This is a genomic window from Pontibacter sp. GD13, from assembly GCF_058216355.1.
This window is the reverse complement of sequence record NZ_JBYZMQ010000004.1, coordinates 100,886-118,077: the sequence shown is the minus strand read 5'-3', so window position 1 is coordinate 118,077 and position 17,192 is coordinate 100,886. Positions and strand designations below refer to the sequence as shown.

At 48.2% G+C, this 17,192-nt stretch carries 21 protein-coding genes and 1 tRNA gene; 14 read left to right on the top strand and 8 right to left on the bottom strand.

All coding sequences use genetic code 11. The features are described 5' to 3' along the window. Positions 1-81 precede the first annotated feature (81 nt). Positions 82-435: a DUF5329 family protein gene (locus AC4BAN_RS08120; RefSeq protein WP_490563892.1), complete on the top strand. Its 354-nt coding sequence runs from the start codon at positions 82-84 to the stop codon at positions 433-435. A gap of 26 nt (positions 436-461) precedes the next feature. After that, positions 462-818: a SpoIIAA family protein gene (locus tag AC4BAN_RS08115; protein WP_490563891.1), complete on the top strand. Its 357-nt coding sequence runs from the start codon at positions 462-464 to the stop codon at positions 816-818. A gap of 65 nt (positions 819-883) precedes the next feature. Here the strand turns inward: AC4BAN_RS08115 and AC4BAN_RS08110 are convergent, their stop codons facing one another. Continuing rightward, entirely contained in the window at positions 884-1,915 is a 1,032-nt protein-coding gene (locus AC4BAN_RS08110) for an isoaspartyl peptidase/L-asparaginase family protein (protein WP_490563890.1), read from the bottom strand. A gap of 129 nt (positions 1,916-2,044) precedes the next feature. Here AC4BAN_RS08110 and AC4BAN_RS08105 point away from each other — a divergent pair, with 129 nt between their 5' ends. After that, the gene (locus tag AC4BAN_RS08105) at positions 2,045-2,443 is read left to right on the top strand and encodes an NUDIX hydrolase (RefSeq protein ID WP_490563889.1); all 399 of its coding nucleotides are present in this window, start codon (positions 2,045-2,047) and stop codon (positions 2,441-2,443) included. 234 nt (positions 2,444-2,677) lie between these two features. Then, positions 2,678-3,385 (top strand): OmpA family protein, encoded by a 708-nt coding sequence (locus AC4BAN_RS08100; RefSeq protein ID WP_490563888.1) that lies wholly within the window; start codon positions 2,678-2,680, stop codon positions 3,383-3,385. Positions 3,386-3,531: 146 nt separating this feature from the next. Here AC4BAN_RS08100 and AC4BAN_RS08095 read toward each other — a convergent pair whose 3' ends face one another. Beyond that, positions 3,532-4,671: a cystathionine gamma-synthase gene (locus AC4BAN_RS08095; RefSeq protein WP_490563887.1), complete on the bottom strand. Its 1,140-nt coding sequence runs from the start codon at positions 4,669-4,671 to the stop codon at positions 3,532-3,534. Positions 4,672-4,847: 176 nt separating this feature from the next. Here AC4BAN_RS08095 and AC4BAN_RS08090 point away from each other — a divergent pair, with 176 nt between their 5' ends. The 3 genes from AC4BAN_RS08090 to AC4BAN_RS08080 all read left to right on the top strand — a co-directional run bounded on the left by AC4BAN_RS08090 (position 4,848) and on the right by AC4BAN_RS08080 (position 6,773). After that, complete coding sequence (locus AC4BAN_RS08090; RefSeq protein WP_490563886.1) at positions 4,848-5,570, top strand: TVP38/TMEM64 family protein; 723 nt, start codon at positions 4,848-4,850, stop codon at positions 5,568-5,570. 65 nt (positions 5,571-5,635) lie between these two features. Beyond that, positions 5,636-5,709, top strand: a tRNA-Arg gene (locus AC4BAN_RS08085). A 593-nt stretch (positions 5,710-6,302) separates the two neighbouring features. Further along, positions 6,303-6,773 (top strand): JAB domain-containing protein, encoded by a 471-nt coding sequence (locus tag AC4BAN_RS08080; RefSeq protein WP_490563885.1) that lies wholly within the window; start codon positions 6,303-6,305, stop codon positions 6,771-6,773. A 243-nt stretch (positions 6,774-7,016) separates the two neighbouring features. Here the strand turns inward: AC4BAN_RS08080 and AC4BAN_RS08075 are convergent, their stop codons facing one another. Continuing rightward, on the bottom strand, positions 7,017-8,549 hold the full coding sequence (locus AC4BAN_RS08075) for a hypothetical protein (protein WP_490563884.1): 1,533 nt from the start codon (positions 8,547-8,549) through the stop codon (positions 7,017-7,019). Positions 8,550-9,277: 728 nt separating this feature from the next. Between AC4BAN_RS08075 and AC4BAN_RS08070 the strand changes: the two genes are divergently transcribed. The 7 genes from AC4BAN_RS08070 to AC4BAN_RS08040 all read left to right on the top strand — a co-directional run bounded on the left by AC4BAN_RS08070 (position 9,278) and on the right by AC4BAN_RS08040 (position 13,783). After that, positions 9,278-10,243, top strand: coding sequence for a hypothetical protein (locus AC4BAN_RS08070; RefSeq protein ID WP_490563883.1), 966 nt, complete (start codon positions 9,278-9,280; stop codon positions 10,241-10,243). A gap of 86 nt (positions 10,244-10,329) precedes the next feature. Then, a complete protein-coding gene (locus AC4BAN_RS08065; RefSeq protein ID WP_490563882.1) occupies positions 10,330-10,665 on the top strand; it encodes a helix-turn-helix domain-containing protein in 336 nt (111 codons plus the stop codon). A 222-nt stretch (positions 10,666-10,887) separates the two neighbouring features. After that, positions 10,888-11,820, top strand: coding sequence for a DUF8464 domain-containing protein (locus AC4BAN_RS08060; RefSeq protein WP_490563881.1), 933 nt, complete (start codon positions 10,888-10,890; stop codon positions 11,818-11,820). A 144-nt stretch (positions 11,821-11,964) separates the two neighbouring features. Further along, positions 11,965-12,357 carry a plasmid mobilization protein gene (locus AC4BAN_RS08055; protein WP_490563880.1) on the top strand — a complete coding sequence of 131 codons (393 nt, stop codon included), beginning with the start codon at positions 11,965-11,967 and terminating at the stop codon, positions 12,355-12,357. Then, on the top strand, positions 12,293-12,841 hold the full coding sequence (locus AC4BAN_RS08050) for a relaxase/mobilization nuclease domain-containing protein (RefSeq protein ID WP_490563879.1): 549 nt from the start codon (positions 12,293-12,295) through the stop codon (positions 12,839-12,841). Before AC4BAN_RS08055 ends, AC4BAN_RS08050 begins: the two co-directional genes overlap by 65 nt. Continuing rightward, a complete protein-coding gene (locus AC4BAN_RS08045; RefSeq protein ID WP_490563878.1) occupies positions 12,789-13,283 on the top strand; it encodes a hypothetical protein in 495 nt (164 codons plus the stop codon). Before AC4BAN_RS08050 ends, AC4BAN_RS08045 begins: the two co-directional genes overlap by 53 nt. Then, positions 13,280-13,783 (top strand): hypothetical protein, encoded by a 504-nt coding sequence (locus AC4BAN_RS08040; protein WP_490563877.1) that lies wholly within the window; start codon positions 13,280-13,282, stop codon positions 13,781-13,783. Before AC4BAN_RS08045 ends, AC4BAN_RS08040 begins: the two co-directional genes overlap by 4 nt. A 110-nt stretch (positions 13,784-13,893) precedes the next feature. On the opposite strand, the gene AC4BAN_RS08035 is transcribed toward AC4BAN_RS08040, so the two are convergent. The 5 genes from AC4BAN_RS08035 to AC4BAN_RS08015 all read right to left on the bottom strand — a co-directional run bounded on the left by AC4BAN_RS08035 (position 13,894) and on the right by AC4BAN_RS08015 (position 17,135). After that, positions 13,894-14,328 carry a helix-turn-helix domain-containing protein gene (locus tag AC4BAN_RS08035; protein ID WP_490563876.1) on the bottom strand — a complete coding sequence of 145 codons (435 nt, stop codon included), beginning with the start codon at positions 14,326-14,328 and terminating at the stop codon, positions 13,894-13,896. A 496-nt stretch (positions 14,329-14,824) separates the two neighbouring features. Further along, on the bottom strand, positions 14,825-15,289 hold the full coding sequence (locus AC4BAN_RS08030) for a type II CBASS E2 protein (RefSeq protein ID WP_490563875.1): 465 nt from the start codon (positions 15,287-15,289) through the stop codon (positions 14,825-14,827). Then, positions 15,279-16,364: a hypothetical protein gene (locus AC4BAN_RS08025; protein ID WP_490563874.1), complete on the bottom strand. Its 1,086-nt coding sequence runs from the start codon at positions 16,362-16,364 to the stop codon at positions 15,279-15,281. Before AC4BAN_RS08025 ends, AC4BAN_RS08030 begins: the two co-directional genes overlap by 11 nt. 14 nt (positions 16,365-16,378) lie before the next feature. Continuing rightward, entirely contained in the window at positions 16,379-16,891 is a 513-nt protein-coding gene (locus AC4BAN_RS08020; RefSeq protein WP_490563873.1) for a Pycsar system effector family protein, read from the bottom strand. Between the two features lie 70 nt (positions 16,892-16,961). Beyond that, on the bottom strand, positions 16,962-17,135 hold the full coding sequence (locus AC4BAN_RS08015; protein WP_490563872.1) for a hypothetical protein: 174 nt from the start codon (positions 17,133-17,135) through the stop codon (positions 16,962-16,964). Positions 17,136-17,192: the final 57 nt, after the last annotated feature.

Sequence of the window (17,192 nt, the reverse complement as noted above, 5' to 3'; positions counted from 1 at the left end):
ATCATAAATTAATTATCAACCAAAGTATAAGAAATGTTAAGGTACATTTTGTTAGGCCTTGCCCTAACACTAACAGGATCAATGGCAAAGGCAGCAGGTACAAACGGCATTTTTACTGCGGCGCACAGCCCTGACCGCGCAAAGCTCACGGAGGTGCAGAAGGTGGAGCGCCTCATCTTGTTTATCCGGAATATGCAGGGGGCCACCTTTATCCGCAACGGGGAGGAGCATTCCTGTCAGGAAGCCGCCGATCACCTGCAATCGAAGTGGCAGAAACACAAAGCCGATATCCATTCTGCTGAAGAGTTCATCGAAGCGCTGGCATCCAAATCCGGCTTGTCGGGCAAGGAATACAAGATACGTTTCCGGGATGGCGCCGAAGCCTCGACCAGAGAAATACTCATGAAAGAATTAAAGCGGCTAGAGCAGGTTTAAAACTCTGAATATTAACTTTTGACCATATGATACAGCATTTAGAAGAGTCGGTGAACGACTTAGTGGCATTCAGGATTTCTGGCCACATAGACAGCCGGGACTACGATGTCATGATTCCGCACCTAAAAGAGAAGATAAAGCAGCACGGTAAGATCCGGGTGTATGCGGAGATACAGGAGGTGCAGGATTACTCGCTGAAAGCGCTCTGGGAAGACATAAAGTTCGACCTGAAGCATGCCTACGACTTTAGCAAGGTAGCCATTGTAGGAGATCAGAAATGGCTCGACTGGCTGGCAACCTTATCAAGGCCGTTTACCTCTGCCGAGGTAAAATACTTCAACTTCAGCCAGCAGCAGCAGGCCTGGGAATGGGTTAATACATAAAAAGAAAGGGCTTACGCCACCTACAACCGTACGTATGGCGCAAGCCCTGTTAAACTACCGTTACCTTAGTCTTTGTAGATAGACACCTCTGATTTGCCATTTTTAATGTACCCACGGTACATACCGGCCGAGTTAAACGGCATCGCAAAATTGCCGTTTTTGTCCAGGGCTATCACGCCGCCTTCCCCGCCAAAATCAACCAGTTTTTTCAGCACCACCTCGTCGGCTGCTTTTTTCACAGAATAACCCTTGTACTTCATCAGGGAGGCAATGTCGTGCGCTACCACGGCACGGATAAAATACTCGCCATGCCCAGTGGCCGAAACCGCACAACTGTTGTTATCGGCGTAGGTGCCTGCCCCAATGATCGGCGCATCGCCTACACGCCCATACCGCTTGTTCGTCATGCCGCCTGTGGAGGTGGCCGCCGCCAGGTTGCCGTAAGCATCCAGGGCTACAGCGCCGACGGTCCCAAACTTTTTGCCTTCTATAAAGATATTCTCGTTGTTGCTGGTGCCGCCATCGTGGTCCAGTTCAGTCTTCTCCTTGTCTTTTATCTTTTGGAGTTGGTTAAAGCGCGTTTCGGTGTAAAAGTAAGCAGGGTCCACCAGCTCTATGCCGTTCATTTTAGCGAATTTCTCAGCTCCATCGCCGATCATCATCACATGCTCCGACTTCTCCATAACCGCACGGGCTGCTGTAATGGGGTTTTTGATGGTGGTTACGCTGGCAATTGATCCGGCATTCAGTGTTTTGCCATCCATAATGGCGGCATCCATCTCATTTTTGCCTTCGTTGGTAAACACGGCGCCTTTTCCCGCATTAAAAAGAGGGGAGTCTTCCATTACCTTTATGGTCGCCTCCACGGCATCCAGGCTGGTGCCCCCTTTCTTCAGCACAGCATAGCCGGTTTGGAGCGCCTCATTCATTTTCTCTTTATAAGCTTTTTCTTTTTCAGGGGTCATGTTCTCGCGGGTAATGGTACCGGCGCCGCCATGTATCACCAGGGTAACTTTGCTGTAATCAGGCTTGGTCTGGGCAAAGCCGGCCATACTGATCAGCATAAAAAGTAACAGAAAGTATGCGTTCTTTTTCATATTCGGTTTAATAGTCAGGTGGAGAATTCAGGTTAAAGGTGTTTGCTACTCTTAAAGTTATACTTTTTGCGTGAAGAAAAGAACTTCCGGTTTTATTTAAATTAAATTAACAGCCTTTACCTTTGCCCCATGACTTTAATTGATAAAATAGCCTGGATTGAGATACAGGAGAAAAAGCTTTTGAGCACCCGCAGCTACGGAAAAAACGCCTTTTATATACCCGGCGGCAAACGCGAACCCGGCGAAACAGACCAGCAAACGCTTATGCGCGAGATTAATGAAGAACTGAGTGTCTGGCTGCTGCCCGAAACCCTGCAGTTTGTAGGCAACTTTCAGGCCCAGGCCCACGGGCACGCCTCGGGCATAGAGGTTAAAATGCAATGTTATACCGGGCGCTACACCGGCAAGCTGGTAGCCAGCGCTGAGATAGAAGAGCTGGTTTGGCTTACCTACCAGCACCGCTCCAAGGTATCGCCGGTAGACATGCTGATCATGGATTGGCTAAAAGAGCAGAACCTGATTGACTAGCGCCAAAGCCACATTATTGGAGAATAAAATTAAGTGAAAATCCTCCGGAACCATGTTAAAAAAAAATATATAGAACTTAAAATATAGTGATTGTTTCTGCGTTAAAGAGCAGCATATGCGTAGAAACAACACAAATTTTGCAGCTTTAAAATAGCATGCCAATCATACTTTTCTCATATTTGCATCACATTGCTAACATACAATATAACTTACACTACAATTACACAAAACCCTATGAATTTTAATTTCTTAAAAGCCTCCTTGTCACTGGTACTTTGCGCTACGCTAATGGTATCTTGTGTATCGTCTAAAAAGTATGATGAGTTGAAGGCCAGCAAAGAGGCCCTGGAACGTGAGCAAGCTGCCTCGAACCAAAAGATAAACGACCTGACGGTGTCGCTAAAGGACCGGGAGCAGAAGCTTGCCGAAATGGAACGCGCCATGAACGAGCAGCAGAAGATTCTTGACAACCTCAAAAACGAGGTGAATGCTGCCTTGCAGGGCTTCAACCAGGGCGACCTGAGTGTAAAGGTGAAAGATGGCAAAGTATACGTTTCGATGTCGGATAAGCTTTTATTCGCCACAGGCAGCACCAAGGTAAACCCAGGCGGCAAAAGAGCGATCGATCAGCTGGTAGAAGTACTTAAGAAGAACCAGCAGGTTGGTGTGATGGTAGAGGGCCATACAGACGATGTAAGCATTTCTGGCGGCATGAAATACATGACCGACAACTGGGACCTGAGCGTTTTGCGCGCCACCGAGATCACACGCATGATGACTGACAAGGGCCTTTCGCCGGACAGGGTAACCCCGGCTGGCCGTTCGTTTTATATGCCTGTAGATACTGGCCGTTCAGCTGAGGCGAAGGCCAAGAACCGCCGTACTGAGATCATCCTGACACCTGATTTCACTGAGATCTACAAGATTTTGGGCATCAAATAAAACAAGCCTGATTTAACAAAAAAGCCGATGCCCTTACCAGGTATCGGCTTTTTTTATACTTGCCAGTTCTTAGTAAAGCCAGTATACTTTAAATATGTAGTGACATGCTACATGAGCGTGCCAATACTAAAACTCAGTTTATAGAACTACCCGATTGCCTGTTGCAAATCTTCCAGCAAATCTTCCATATCTTCCACACCCACACTCAGGCGGATAAGGGAATCGCTTAGCCCGGCTTGCAAGCGCTCCTCACGCGGTATGCTGGCGTGCGTCATAGTAGCCGGGTGCCCGCACAGCGACTCCACACCTCCCAACGACTCAGCCAGAGAAAATAGGTGCAGCTTTTCCAGCACGCGGGTCGCATCTGCTACGTTGCCACCTGCCAGCTCAAAGGAAACCATGCCACCGAAATCGCGCATCTGCTCTTTTGCTACGTCGTGGTTTTTGTGATCCTCAAAGCCAGGCCAGTATACTTTGGCCACCTTACTATGGTTTTTCAGGAACTCAGCTACTTTACGTCCGTTCTGGCAGTGGCGCTCCATGCGCAGGTGCAGGGTTTTAATGCCGCGAAGCACCAGAAAGCAATCCTGAGGCCCTGGTATGGCACCGCAAGCGTTCTGTATGAAGGCAAGTCTTTCATGCAATTCATCATCCTGCACAACCACAGCGCCCATCACCACATCAGAGTGACCGCCCATGTACTTGGTGAGCGAGTGCATCACGATGTCAGCGCCCAGGTCAAGGGGTGTTTGCAGGTAAGGAGTGGCAAAGGTGTTGTCGGCCACAAGCAACAGCCCGTGTTGCTTCGCAATGGCGGCGCAGCCTTTGATGTCGATGATGTTCAGGAGCGGGTTGGTGGGCGTCTCAACCCAGATCATTTTAGTGTTCTCGTTCACCAGCGCCGCTATCTTATCCAGGTCGCCCATGTTCGTGAAATGGAACTTGATGCCGTAGTTCTGGAATATCCTGGTAAAGATGCGGTAACTGCCCCCGTACAGGTCGTTGGTAGAGATCACCTCGTCGCCGGGCTTCAGCATTTTAATAATGGCATCTATTGCCGCCATTCCAGAGGCAAAGCATAAGCCGTGCTTTCCGTTTTCGAGCGCAGCCAGCGCGTTCTGCAACTGGGTGCGGGTCGGGTTATGCGTTCTGGAGTATTCGTAGCCTTTGTGGTCGCCGGGCGACTTCTGCACATAGGTCGAGGTTTGGTAAATGGGCGTCATGATGGCGCCTGTTGTTGGGTCTGGCTCCACGCCAGCATGTATTGCTTTCGTTCCGAATTTCATATGCAAAATATGTTTTTAGAATGATCGGTATGCTACAAGTTATAAATATTAAGGCAGAACCCGAGAGGCGCTGCTTTACAGTCTACGGCTTCCGCAAATAATACTTCCGAAGCCGGTTAAATCTTTTCTCCTTTGTATTTCGTCTACTCATACCTGTACCATTTGCATTGCCTTTCATGAAATCACTCTCCCTGCTGCGTAACCTTGTGCGTGAAAACGCCTCCACGTTTGTTTCCATGCTCCTACTGGTGGTGGTTCCGGTGGTGGTAAGCTCTACGCTGGCCATTGTGCTGTATAACCACCAAGGGCTGCTTTTAAACCTTTCGTGGGTCCAGATGCTGATGTACTTTGCGATTATCTCCGTTACAATGGCCCTTGCCCTTACGCCTACTACTTTTGTGGCGCTCGTAAGCGGATTTTACCTGAGTTGGGCCGGCTTTGCCGGCATTGTGGTCTCATACGGCATTGCCGCCCTCATCGGCTATAGCATCGCACAGTTGATTGACCACGGCAAAATGATGAGTTTCCTGAACCGGTTTGAGAAAGCGCGCAACCTGATGCAGGAGCTGCGAAACCAAAGCTGGAGCCTCATCTTTCTGACCAGGATCTCGCCGGTTTTGCCTTTCGCCCTGATGAACTTTGTGCTGTCGCTACTGCAAGTGAACAAGAAAAAATTCTTACTGGCCAGTATTGTAGGCATGCTTCCCCGCACACTTTTCTTCTTTTGGATAGGCACACAGGCCAACGACATCCTAAATTTGCTGCAAGACCCTGACAGCGGCTCAAGCGGGCGTTTGCTCATGATCTTGTTGATAGTCATTTCGATAGGTGGTTTATACTTCGTTTTTGATCGGGCCCTGAAAAAAGCACTGCGAAACTCGGCTGCAAAAAATGAGTAAAAGTTTTAAAAGGACTTGCGTATAATCAAAAAACGACGTTACTTTGCACTCACAATAACGGAAAAGGTCACGTAGCTCAACTGGATAGAGCATCTGACTACGAATCAGAAGGTTAGGGGTTCGACTCCCTTCGCGACCACTTGGAAATCAGCCACTTACGAGTAAAATCGCTAAGTGGCTTTTTTTATGTGCACACAATTTGCACACCGGTTTACTAATTCAGCACCTCTATTTTTGCTATTTCATCGAAATAAAAAAATTAAAATATTTCGTCTCGGCTAGTCTTCCTGATAGATTGTATTCCAAACAAATCTGACTTTTGATCATCTAATTCACTACCTGTCATCCCTAATTGGGTTAGACTGTGCGGCTGAACAGTTGAGTGAAAGCTGCATGAGATAATCAAACGACATACTCTCATACTCCCCTTCTAACTTACCTATAGTTCAATAAAAGCATCCTTAACCATCCCCTGCATCATTAACAACTCTTAATATATAAAGGTACACCAGCATACATACCGTTTAAGACACTTCAAAGCAAAAGTCCAGGGTCATTCATTTCGGCGCAAAGTTAGCCTGCCGCTCGGATACGGGACAAGGTAGTCCTGAAAAAATGGGTATCCCAGCGGGAGCCCTCCACATTTTTACAGGCTCCACCTATGCCCTTAATCCGTCCGGTAGGCAGGTAGGGCACCATAATCAATTTCTAACACTTTAAAAGAACAAGATTATGGAAAAGCTGACTAAAAAAACCGTGTTTAACAGGGTAGCAGAAATCAAGTTGACCTACCGTTCTAAAGTAAAACCATCCGAGCGTCCACAAGTAACCAGTTCTACCGACTGCGCTGAGGTTCTCCGCCAAAGCTGGGATACTGGAAAAATTGAGTTTGTAGAGCATTTCAAGGTGATGCTGCTCAACAGAGCCAATAGGGTATTGGGTATTTATGAACTTTCCACAGGAGGCGTGGCAGGCACAGTGGCTGACCCGAAGCTTATCTTCGCCGCCGCACTTAAAGCCTGCGCCAGCGCCATCATCCTCAGCCACAACCACCCCTCGGGCAACACCAAGCCAAGCGCTGCTGACCTGCAGCTGACAAAGAAGATGAAGCAGGTCGGGGAGCTGCTCGACATCACCGTGCTGGACCACATCATCCTCACCAGCGAGACGTACTACTCCATGGCAGATGAAGGGCTCTTGTAGCCCAACACTTCAACGAACACCAGGGCTAGTTATTTTCCAAAATTAGCCCAGCTGATGACTCACCTAGTCCAAAAATCTGCTTTAACTTAATATCATAATTTAGCGGCCCTTATGCTCTAAATACTGAAGTTGTATGATGGGCCTCCATTGCTGTCAGAATGTCTTTCACAGTAAGACTCTAAAGCCCGGCGCCGATGAGCAACTCTGCTTAAACACCCAATTTCAACCTTTAGTCATACTATGTCAGGTTTGTTCCTTTACATCACTTTTGATATAGAACCTTTCTATAATCTTTGTGATTTTTATGAGATCATTTTCCCTAAGTAGAGAGAGGAGACTATTGCCATCATAATAGACGTTCAATGTCTGAGGTTTATGCTTGCTCTTATTCATAGTCTCTAAGAATTCCTTGCCATCATCAAAAAAGGAGGCAGATGTGATGTAGCACCCTTTTATCGGTTTCCCGCTTTCCAGCACCTCTTTGTCCAATGCCTTTGCTGCAAATGGAAGGGTTCTTCTGAAGAACCAACGCAACGTGTTCTTGGAGTCAGTGTCTCCAACCGAAATCCTGGAGGCAGCCGAATACCCTTTCAGTTCAACAACTATAACTTCTTTAGGCACAGAAGACCTGATTATAAAGTCGTATTCGTAGTATTCCTTTGTTCCATCGGGCTTAACCATAGTCAATGTTCTTCCTTGTTCGATCTGCGCATTACCGTAAAAAGCACTGATTAGTGGGTACAGAAGGTATTCAAAAAGAACTCCCCTTATTTCCCTGAGGCTGTCCTCCTGTCCAGAGTTCCTTATGAGGTCAAGCGTGCTTTCAACCGAAGTGGCAAGCGCATCATCTTTCAATGTCAGATCATCAACCTTTATGAGGTTAAGGCTTTCGATTACAGAATAGATGTTGGTGCCGAATATAGAACCTAAATCAAAAGATATGAAACCTAGCGCCCTAGCCTTGTTCAGGGCATGTTCTGTTATATCCTTGTAAACAATAATAGGGATCACCTTCCGGGTCCCCTCACTTACAGAGTTTAAATTGATTTGCAACCGGCCTAAGAACCCATCCAAGTCCACCAGGGTGTAAGGCCTGGCGATAACAACGTCCACTACCACTAAAGTCATTTTTTCAGCGGTATCTGCTTTTGCTGCCAGCCCTGGGTTGAGACCGGTTGTCTTTGTGTATGCGTAGGCATCCCAAATGAGGTTATTCTGACGAGCCCCGATGGATGGGGTCTTTTTGTTCCTGTATATTACTTTGTAATTGTCTACAATATTACTCCTGCTGAGCCAGCGCATAATGTCAGGGAGAAACATGCAATCGGTGACCATCCTACTCCGATGGGAGTTCATCAACCTCTCTTCTGTTTCATTATCGAAAGGCTGCTTTTCGTAGAGTATGTACTTGATGCCGGTTTTATCGGACCGCTCCTTTACAATCCCTTGATGCCTGAGGTCCCGGACAATATCATCAAGGGAGTCTGCTTTTGTGGAAGAAGCTCCTATGGGGGAAGCGGTTAACTTCAGCCCTTCATAGTAGGAAATGATGCCTTCGTTCAAATCCATGGTCTCCAGAAGGCGATAGATTGGCGGGCGGTACTTTTGTGCTATCTCTTTGAGTCTCGGCAGGTTCAACTGCTCACCAGGTTGAAGGTAGACATACTGCCTTTTCCCGAAGGTAATGGGGTGGGATGAGGTCAGCAGACCGGCAGCGACTGACCTCTGTACAATCTTTCTTGCATTGTCACTGGTAATGCCGAATCTCTCTATCAATGCAGAGTTTAGGTCTCTCCCTGACACAAACTTTTTAAGGCTGATATACTTTCTTATAAAAGCCTCATATTGTTTGGGTGCCTTACTTGTGTTGAATAGTCTATTTTGTCCCACTGCCCTTATAATTTTTATTTCTGCAATAGTAAGGGGACAAAGCAAAAAAAGCTAGAGCAAATGACATCATCAATTTCAAATGGTTGATTATCAAAACCTTATATAAGTGTAAAAAATATTGTAGTGGTTAAAAGAGGGTATATTTGTTCCTTTTTTGGCTTTTCAGACGTATAAGCTGTCCGCAACTGATTAAATTTCACAGCACATCTGGCTCTTTTGGCTCCCCAGTTGCCCCCTTAAGTATGCTTTTCCTTTACTGAACGTCTTTGAGGCCTGCACAACTCTCCACGCTTCTTTTTGCACTTGACTGTTAGCAGGCCAAGACAAAACATTGCCGACACTAAATCCTAATAAGATTACTCTTTGCAGAGGGAGGAGCCTTTAAACGCTTCTACCTCTGCAAATTACTTGCACTTATTGTTCTCAATGTTTATATTAAAAATCTAAAATAATGTCTTTGTGCTTTATTGGTCATACTTCAAAGACTGGAAAAGAGTCTATGCATAGATTTTTTTAAAAACAAGAGGCTGGAGCTCCTATAAATCGCTCCGTGAAACGGGAATAGTTGTAAGAGGCTAAAACTTAAAAATAGGGTCACCTGAAAAAGTCTGTACATGAAGCATCTGAAGCAATTACTGACCCGCCTACAGACCTTTGAGCTTATGCTTATCTATAAGAAGGTGGCCGTGGGTGCTCTTGGACACAAGGAAGTGAGCAGCTACGACATCAGGCATGAGACAGCCTACGACGAGGCCGCCGTCTTCGAAAGCGAGCTTAGGCTTCTCTCCCAGATGGCTACTCTGGATTTGCTTTCCCTTAACGGCCAACAACTCCAATTGGTTCTGGAGCAAACTGCCTCCATAGAAAAACGGTTCAGAACCTTTTGGGTGAACTTCCACAGCCAATCCCTGGACTATGGGCAGGCCTACCCGGCCAATTACCTCCGCCAACTCAACCTACCCGACCTGTTTGTCGTGCGCAACCTGCAGCCTATCGAATCCAACATTAAGGTTCGGGAGGAATTGGTGGATGACCTGGCCGAATCGGTAAAGCTGCGGGAGGCCTTTCTGCGACAACTCAGGATGCGTGCTAGCGAACTACTTGCTGTTGAAGAAGAACAACCCATAACCACCCCACTCCAGACCACCACCACACCGATTAAGAGTGTACCCCATTTTGTGGAGGGAATGGCCGAGGAGTTCTACCACATCCTCAAAGGCTACTTCACCCCGGAAGACCAGCAGCAGCTCCTGCCCCTCCTGCAAGAGAACCAACCACCGGCCGCTCCCCTTGTTTTCCACGGGAACGGCAACCAGCTGGCCGACGCCTTCAAGCAGCTCTACGAGGCCAACCTCATCGTGGGCTGCCTCAAGTCAGACCTGGAGGAATGGATCTCCAGCCACTTCGCCTACGTGTTCCGCAAACAGCAGCGCACCCTGCCTCCCGGCTACCTGGCGGCCATTATCTCCTCCAACGCCAGACCCTGCCAGTCACCCATCCTCGACGTACGGAAGCAGTCCGGTGGCACGTACGCAGTGTGCCCGGTGCTGCGCACGCAAAAGAACTATAACAGTCAGTAGGAAACAGGCAGGATGCTGTCCTGCCTTCTTGCAACCCTGTAAACAAACCCGCTACCATTGCAGTGTAAACCAAACCAACCATTGCCATGGAAAACTTCACCTTCGAGCAAATGCCCCAGGCCATGCGCCTGCTGCATGAGAAAATGGACCGCCTGGAAATGCTGTTCACCGAGCAGCGTGCACCGCAGGACACCGAGACGATCTTCAACGTCACGCAGGCCGCTGCCTTTCTCCACCTGTCCGTCTCCACCCTCTACGTGAAGGTCTGCCGCCGTGAAGTTCCTTATAATAAGCAAGGCAAGCGGCTTTACTTCTATAAAAGCGAGCTGGATGAGTGGGTGCGCAAGGGACGGAAAAAGACGGTCTCCGAGATACAGGAAGAGGCGCAGCAACACATGCTGCGCGCAGGCAGAAAAGCCTGACGCGCTACCCGTCCCTACCGGAAGACTGTAATCCACCGGCACCGGGTCACTATACTGCAAAGCAGGGGAGCAATAGGTCACAGCTACAGGTACTGCCAGGATGTCGCTCCCCCTGTTCTCCGGTACATTACCCCTCCACAATTACTGCATAAGATCCTTCAGCGATTTCTTTCACAGGACCTGGCCAACTTGATTTCGAAATAAGCTAAGCCAATAGTTAAAATGAACATAGAGCAGATCAACAGCGAGCTTTCCATCACCGACTTGCTGGCAAGCCAGGGCATACAGCCTGCCCGTAAAAGGGGTGCGGACTGGTGGTACATCTCCCCGATCCGCGCCGCTGAGCGCACCCCTTCCTTTAAGGTCAACACGCGCCTGAACCGCTGGTACGACCACGGCAGCGGGGAGGGCGGAAAGGTCTTCGACCTGGCACTGCGCCTGAACCGAACCGCTTCGATCCGGGAAGTTATCCAGCTCCTTTCCCAGCAGTCCTTCCTTGCTGCGCCCACGCCTGCCCTTACCGCCTGTTCAGCGGAGAAAAACACTCCCCCAGAGCACAAACCTGACAAGGACAGCGACAGCCATCGCCTCCGGGTGCTTGCCTCCAGCCCCCTGGAAGAGAAAAGCCAGCTGGCAGCTTACCTCCGGCAGCGCGGCATCAGTTTTCGGACGGCAGCCCCTTACTGCCGGGAGGTGGACTTCTCCATAAACGCCAGGCAACATTCGGCCATCGGATTTGAAAACCGTTCGGGCGGCTATGAGCTGCGCAATGCCTGGTTCAAGGGCTCCTCCTCCCCCAAGGACATCACTTTTATTGACCGCGGCACTAAAACCGTCTGCCTGCTGGAGGGGTTCATGGATTTTTTGTCCCTCCTGGAGCTCTGGCCACACCTGAAGGAAAGCGCCAGTTTTCTGGTTCTCAACTCCCTTACCCAGCTGGGCAAGGGGCTGGAGGTGCTCGGGCGGCACAGGCAGGCGCTGCTGTTCCTGGACCACGACCCGCCCGGCCGGAAGGTGACCGAGCGACTACTCCGCTCGGAGCTGAATTGCCAGGACGTCTCCGCCCTCTACCGCGGCCACAAGGACGTGAACGCGTACCTGGTGGCGGGGCAGCGGCAGGCCAAGCGCCGCCGGTTACGGCCAGGCCACCTGTAAAGGCGCTACAGGGGAATGCTTTTAGGTGCAGGGAGCAAGTTTGTGTTTTTGTTATACAAAAACCTCTTCCGGCCCTAGGCCTCCCCATCCGCTCCCGGTGGTCGCAGCAGGAATCTTTACCCAACTTTTTAAACAGATCAGCACATGGAAACAAAGCAAATGCAGCGGCAAAACGAGGGTAAAAAGAAAGGCGGCCGCCCCGCCAAACGGGTGAAGCGGAACTGCACCGTAGTCGTGCGAATGACCGAAACCGAACGGCTGCTCGTGGCGGGCAAGGCACGGGAGGCGGGGCTAAGCCTGTCGGCCTGGTTTCGGGCAGCAGCCAAGAAGACAACGGTCGTTGCGCGACTCCGCCCCGAGGAGCTGGCCGCGCTGCGCGTGCTCTCGGGGATGGCCAACAACCTCAACCAGCTGGCCCGTCTGGCGCACCGCGAGGGGCTCCTGTCGGTGCAGGGCAGGTGCCGCCAGACGCTTGACGAGATCAACCACACGCTTCACCTGCTGGGCAGAGATGATCGGAAAAGTGATGACCGGTAGAAGCTTCGGAGGCTGCGTGCGCTACGTGGTCCAGAAGCCCGAGGCCGTGGTGCTGGCCGCGGACGGCATCCGCACGGACACCGTCTCTGCTATGGTCGCTGACTTTAACCTGCAGCGCAAGCTAAACACGGATCTGGAGAAGGCCGTGGGGCACATCGCCCTGAGCTGGAGCGTGCACGACAAGGCAAAGCTCAACGAGCAGGTGATGGTGGAGCGGGCAAAGGAGTACCTGGAGAAAATGGAGATCAGGGATACGCAGTACCTGGTGGTGCTGCACCGGGACCGGGAACACCCGCACCTGCACATCGTCTACAACCGGGTCAACTATGAGGAAGACCATTTCCGACAGGTTCCAGCACCGGCGAAATCCCACGGTGTGTCGGGAGATGACCGAGCGCCACGGCTACTATCTGGCACCAGGCAAAGGGCAGGTGAATCGCCAGCGCCTGAAAGGGGCCGACAAGGCAAAGTACTCGCTGCATGACGCGATCAAACAGGCGTTGCCACAGGCCAAAACTTGGCAGGAGCTGGAAAGCCTGCTCCAACATAAAAGCATCACCATCGACTACAAATACAAACGAGGCTCGGACCAGGTACAGGGCGTGAGCTTTCGACTAGGAGAGCTTAGCTTCAAGGGCTCCGGCATCGACAGGAGTCTTAGCTACGCGGCCATCAGCAGGCAGTTGGAGCAGAACCGGCAGCAAGCGCTGCAGCCTTCGATTGCTTCCAAACAACAAAAGGGACAATCGCTAGCAAATACTTTTCCTGGAAGTATTTCTGGAGGTAAAGACTTTACTCGCCACGTCCCTTTGGGCCCGTTGGAAATTCTGCTGGCACCCACTACTGGGCAGGCAGCGGACGCGGCTAACCCGAATGACTACTTCTTTAAGAGGAAACGCAAAAAGAAAAAAAGAATTCGCTTATGAACACAGAGGAACTGGAAGAAAGACTCGCTGACACGGAGCGCGTACTGGCCCTGCACGGAAAGCGGCTGGAAAAACTGGAGGAGCGGGAAACACCTGTTCAGCCAAAGGCGATACAGGAGGCACCTGATTACGTTGACCAGTTTGAGGAACTCAAAGCGCTCATCAAGCGGCATGATCTGGGCGTACAGGCCCTGCAGGTCTACGCCCAAATTGCCTCCTTCCGGGAAACTATCACCAAGCTGCCGAAGGTGCTACCCGTCCGGCACCACCACCACTTTGAGGACAGGTCGCGGGGCTTTGTGATCGGGGGCAGCGTGCTTTTATTGATGGCTGCTATTTCAGCAGGACTGTGCCTAAGCCTGTACCGGGAGAACAGTAGGTTGCGGGACAGCGATGTCAAGTACAGGATGATCAGGCATACATTCCCGGATGCCGGTCGTTGGGTAGATTCCGTTTATCAGCTTAACTCGGAGGAGGTTGAACGGAGGATGAGGCAATGAGAATCCAAAGATTCTGATCTGTAACTGCAGTAAGCGTTAAGTATGGTCCTGTATAAAGCATAAAAGTGGCTTAGCACGGGCCACTTTTATGCTTTATTATGCATTAACAGCTAAGAGTTCTTCTGCTGTTTCAGGATTTCGATCTTCTCCCGCTCACTTGCCAGTAAGCGCTCATAGAGCTTTTTATTCTCGTCCATAAGCTCTATGAGCTTATCAAGCGGATTGAAAGTACATTGTGAGAAACTACCAGAAGGACCACTTCCTGAATTAGAAGCATTCCCTACAGAATTATCATGTAATGTCTGTATAAAGACATGTCCATCCTCTGGTAAGTTTTTAATTGCCTCAGCAGAAACACCTAAAGCACTAGCTATTTTTTCCAAAGTCATTTCATCTACCTCTTCCTCCTGTTCTATGCGAGAAATATTCTGTTGAGTAGTGCCCAGTTCAGTAGCGAGTGTAGCCTGCTTCACTCCCAAAGCGGTTCGCATTCTTCGCACGTGGTCGCCCAAGTGGATTGGTCGTTTTCTTTCTGCTGTTTCCATACATTAATATACTAAAAAATGAGCATTATAGCAATAGCTTATCAACGTACTAAACAACCTTATGCGTGTTTAATACAACAAACGCTATGAAAGCATTTCTATTTAGTTGGATCATAAGTGCAAAGTATTGCCTGTATAAAAGCAAAGAACCTTATGAAAATGAGGTAATACATAAGTTCACATTACAATCAGTCACTTCGAAACAATGCTCGTTAGGCAAATATAAGTAAGTCCTTAAGTCTTTCATCATAAACTGTAAGACTATCTTAAAACATTAAAGGCTCTGCTACTAAGTACGATCATATATAAGCAAAACTATAATCGCCTTATTACCCTGCATTCAAACCGATAGCTGATGCAATCCTTTACTAATATTCCTGAAGTAGCATGAACAAGCTAATAATTTACCTTATATTAAATAGCAATGGGTTAAAGCTTTAGGAAGTATCCATATAAAGTTTTTAAGCTATAGGTTAGACTGTACACTAATGCCTAATTAGTCATTGCCCGAATCTACATTAATGTTTTTATCTGACTCTTTCATGTGTGTAGGCGACTGTGGTCCTATCCATTCGCCCTTCACAAGGTACAGTTCATAATAAATTATCCACTCAGTAATCCAAGGAATTGTATACTCGAAGGTATTTATTCTCTCATTCCATGGCATGTCAGGGGGATAGTGCAAGCAAAGGCTGTGATCCTTATACATATGTATTTCCTTACCCGGTTCTATCTTCGGATAAAGAATAGTAACCTTCGGTTCCTTACCCGCTACTTGCTCTACCTTCACCTTATAATAGCTTGTACAAAACTCCGGCTGCAGTAGCCCCACACAGGTCAGCACATTATTTTTAATGTCACAGGAAAGGTAAGAGTAATTCTCCTCTAACAGCCTTTTTTGGTGAGCTAGGAGAGCATACCTATTAATCCCCTTTCCATACCATCTGCTTTTACTTATCATGATGAAAACGGTGAGGTTGGTTTTTGATCCCAGCTGAGTTTGTAGACACATTTCCAAGGCTATCTGTAAAAGCTCTTCCGCTACTTAGCAATGCGGCCTTCTCCATAAGTCCTATTATTCTGTGTTGCTCAGTCTTTTGCTGAGGAGACAAAAGCCTCAGTTCACCATTATCTCCTTCTGCCAAGAAGCTAAGGCCTTTGAGGTACCTATACCAATCGAATGAGTACTGTGTATACTTAAACCCTTTTTCCGGATCTTCAAATATATACTCCTTTGTTATCTCTCCTTTGCTGTTTCTTACATAGTCGAACAGGGAGGCGTCATGCGATTGAAGTCTTGCTTTCACGTTGTCTCCAACAACCACTCCGTTTGTGTAAGCATAGGCCTGCATTTTGCTAGCTAAACTGGTATGAAGACTGTTTGTTGTTAATTCACAGCAGTCTCCCAACCCGAAACTCGCCCACATAACCTGGTCATGATCCCCAAAGTCAATACCTATTCTTGTGCTTATGTCTTCGATTCCCTCTTCCTCAAAGAGTTTCTTTAAATCATTTTTAACGAAGTAAGTAAAAAAGCTGGCCGCATTAACAGCCATTTGGACTGATTCCTCCTTGCCTATTCTCTTTCCCCCGAAGTAAACAAAAAGCCCGTCTCCCTGAAGCCGCTGTATGTGGCCTTTAAACATTGCACAGGTATGAATGGCAGCTCTTTGTATAGTATTTGTGATAATATAGATGGTATGCAAGTCATAGTTTCTATGCAGGTTTGTAGATCCTTTGATGTCAATGAAAACAGAGGTTATGTAGTGCTGCTCGGTGTTGTCTGTTCCTTTCAAATGTTTAAAATCCGGGTGCTCACTAAAAGTTGCCTCAGCTACCTTATTAATTCCCATCAACTTTCCAAGCTCTAAGAGACCGGCTTCCGGCTCTAGAATACTAGATCGGCTAAGCTTTGTAAATGGAATAGAGTTTTGTACACCTTCTGAAAACATACGTGTACCGCTTAGCCCTTTTTGAAATTTCGACTGTGAAAGGGCCGCCTTAATTGTATTTGTGTAATCCTTGTAGAATTCCATGCGCGGGTGGGACTTTAAATTTTGTTTAAAAGAATTATTGAGAATGGGAGTAATAGGAAAAATTGAACGGCTAACATGTAGCCAGCTCTAGTGAGCAGCCAAAACTTGGAGTCAAGGCCTTTCGCCAACTGGTGTGCCTGTCTTGAGAGGTCTTCCTCGAGTACAGCATCATCTGCGGCATTCAGACGCTGTTGAAAATCTTTAAATTTAAGGCATGCTACACTACCATAGAAGGTAATAGATGGCTGCTTTGCTCCTTTGCCTTTACCGAGATAAGGTAGAATGGCCAACAGAGTGAAAAATATAGACACCCAATTTATACCTACTAAAACGCATATTAATGCTGTTAGCTGACCATCTAATAGGCTCTTGTTTTGAAGCAACACATAAGCGGCTCCGAGAACACCCAATAAGAAAGTGTTTATCGCTAAATAGAATTGACCCTTATTGTTGACAGTATCATAATAGTGGTCATATCGGTCTATAATGAAGTGTAAATGCTCTATGTTCTTCGCTCTATTTTCCACTTAATTGTTATATACATGTACAAAAATTACTGTAAGCTAGAGGGAGCTTAAATCTCCCCCTAGCTCTGCTTTACTTTTCTTTCCGTACACCCTTAAAAGGAGTACCACCGGACTTCTGGTCCATGAAGCGACCGGTGTTCGCGTCTCGCTTAACCCAACGGTCATTGTGCGGGTTATAGGTCTGGGAGCGCTCTCTCACGGCTCCGTTTCTGTGGCCGTCCCCGGCCGGTTTGTTAGTTGCCATCTGTTGTATGGTTAAAATCCAGTAAATATATGGTTGATCCACGTAGCCCGACTGAAC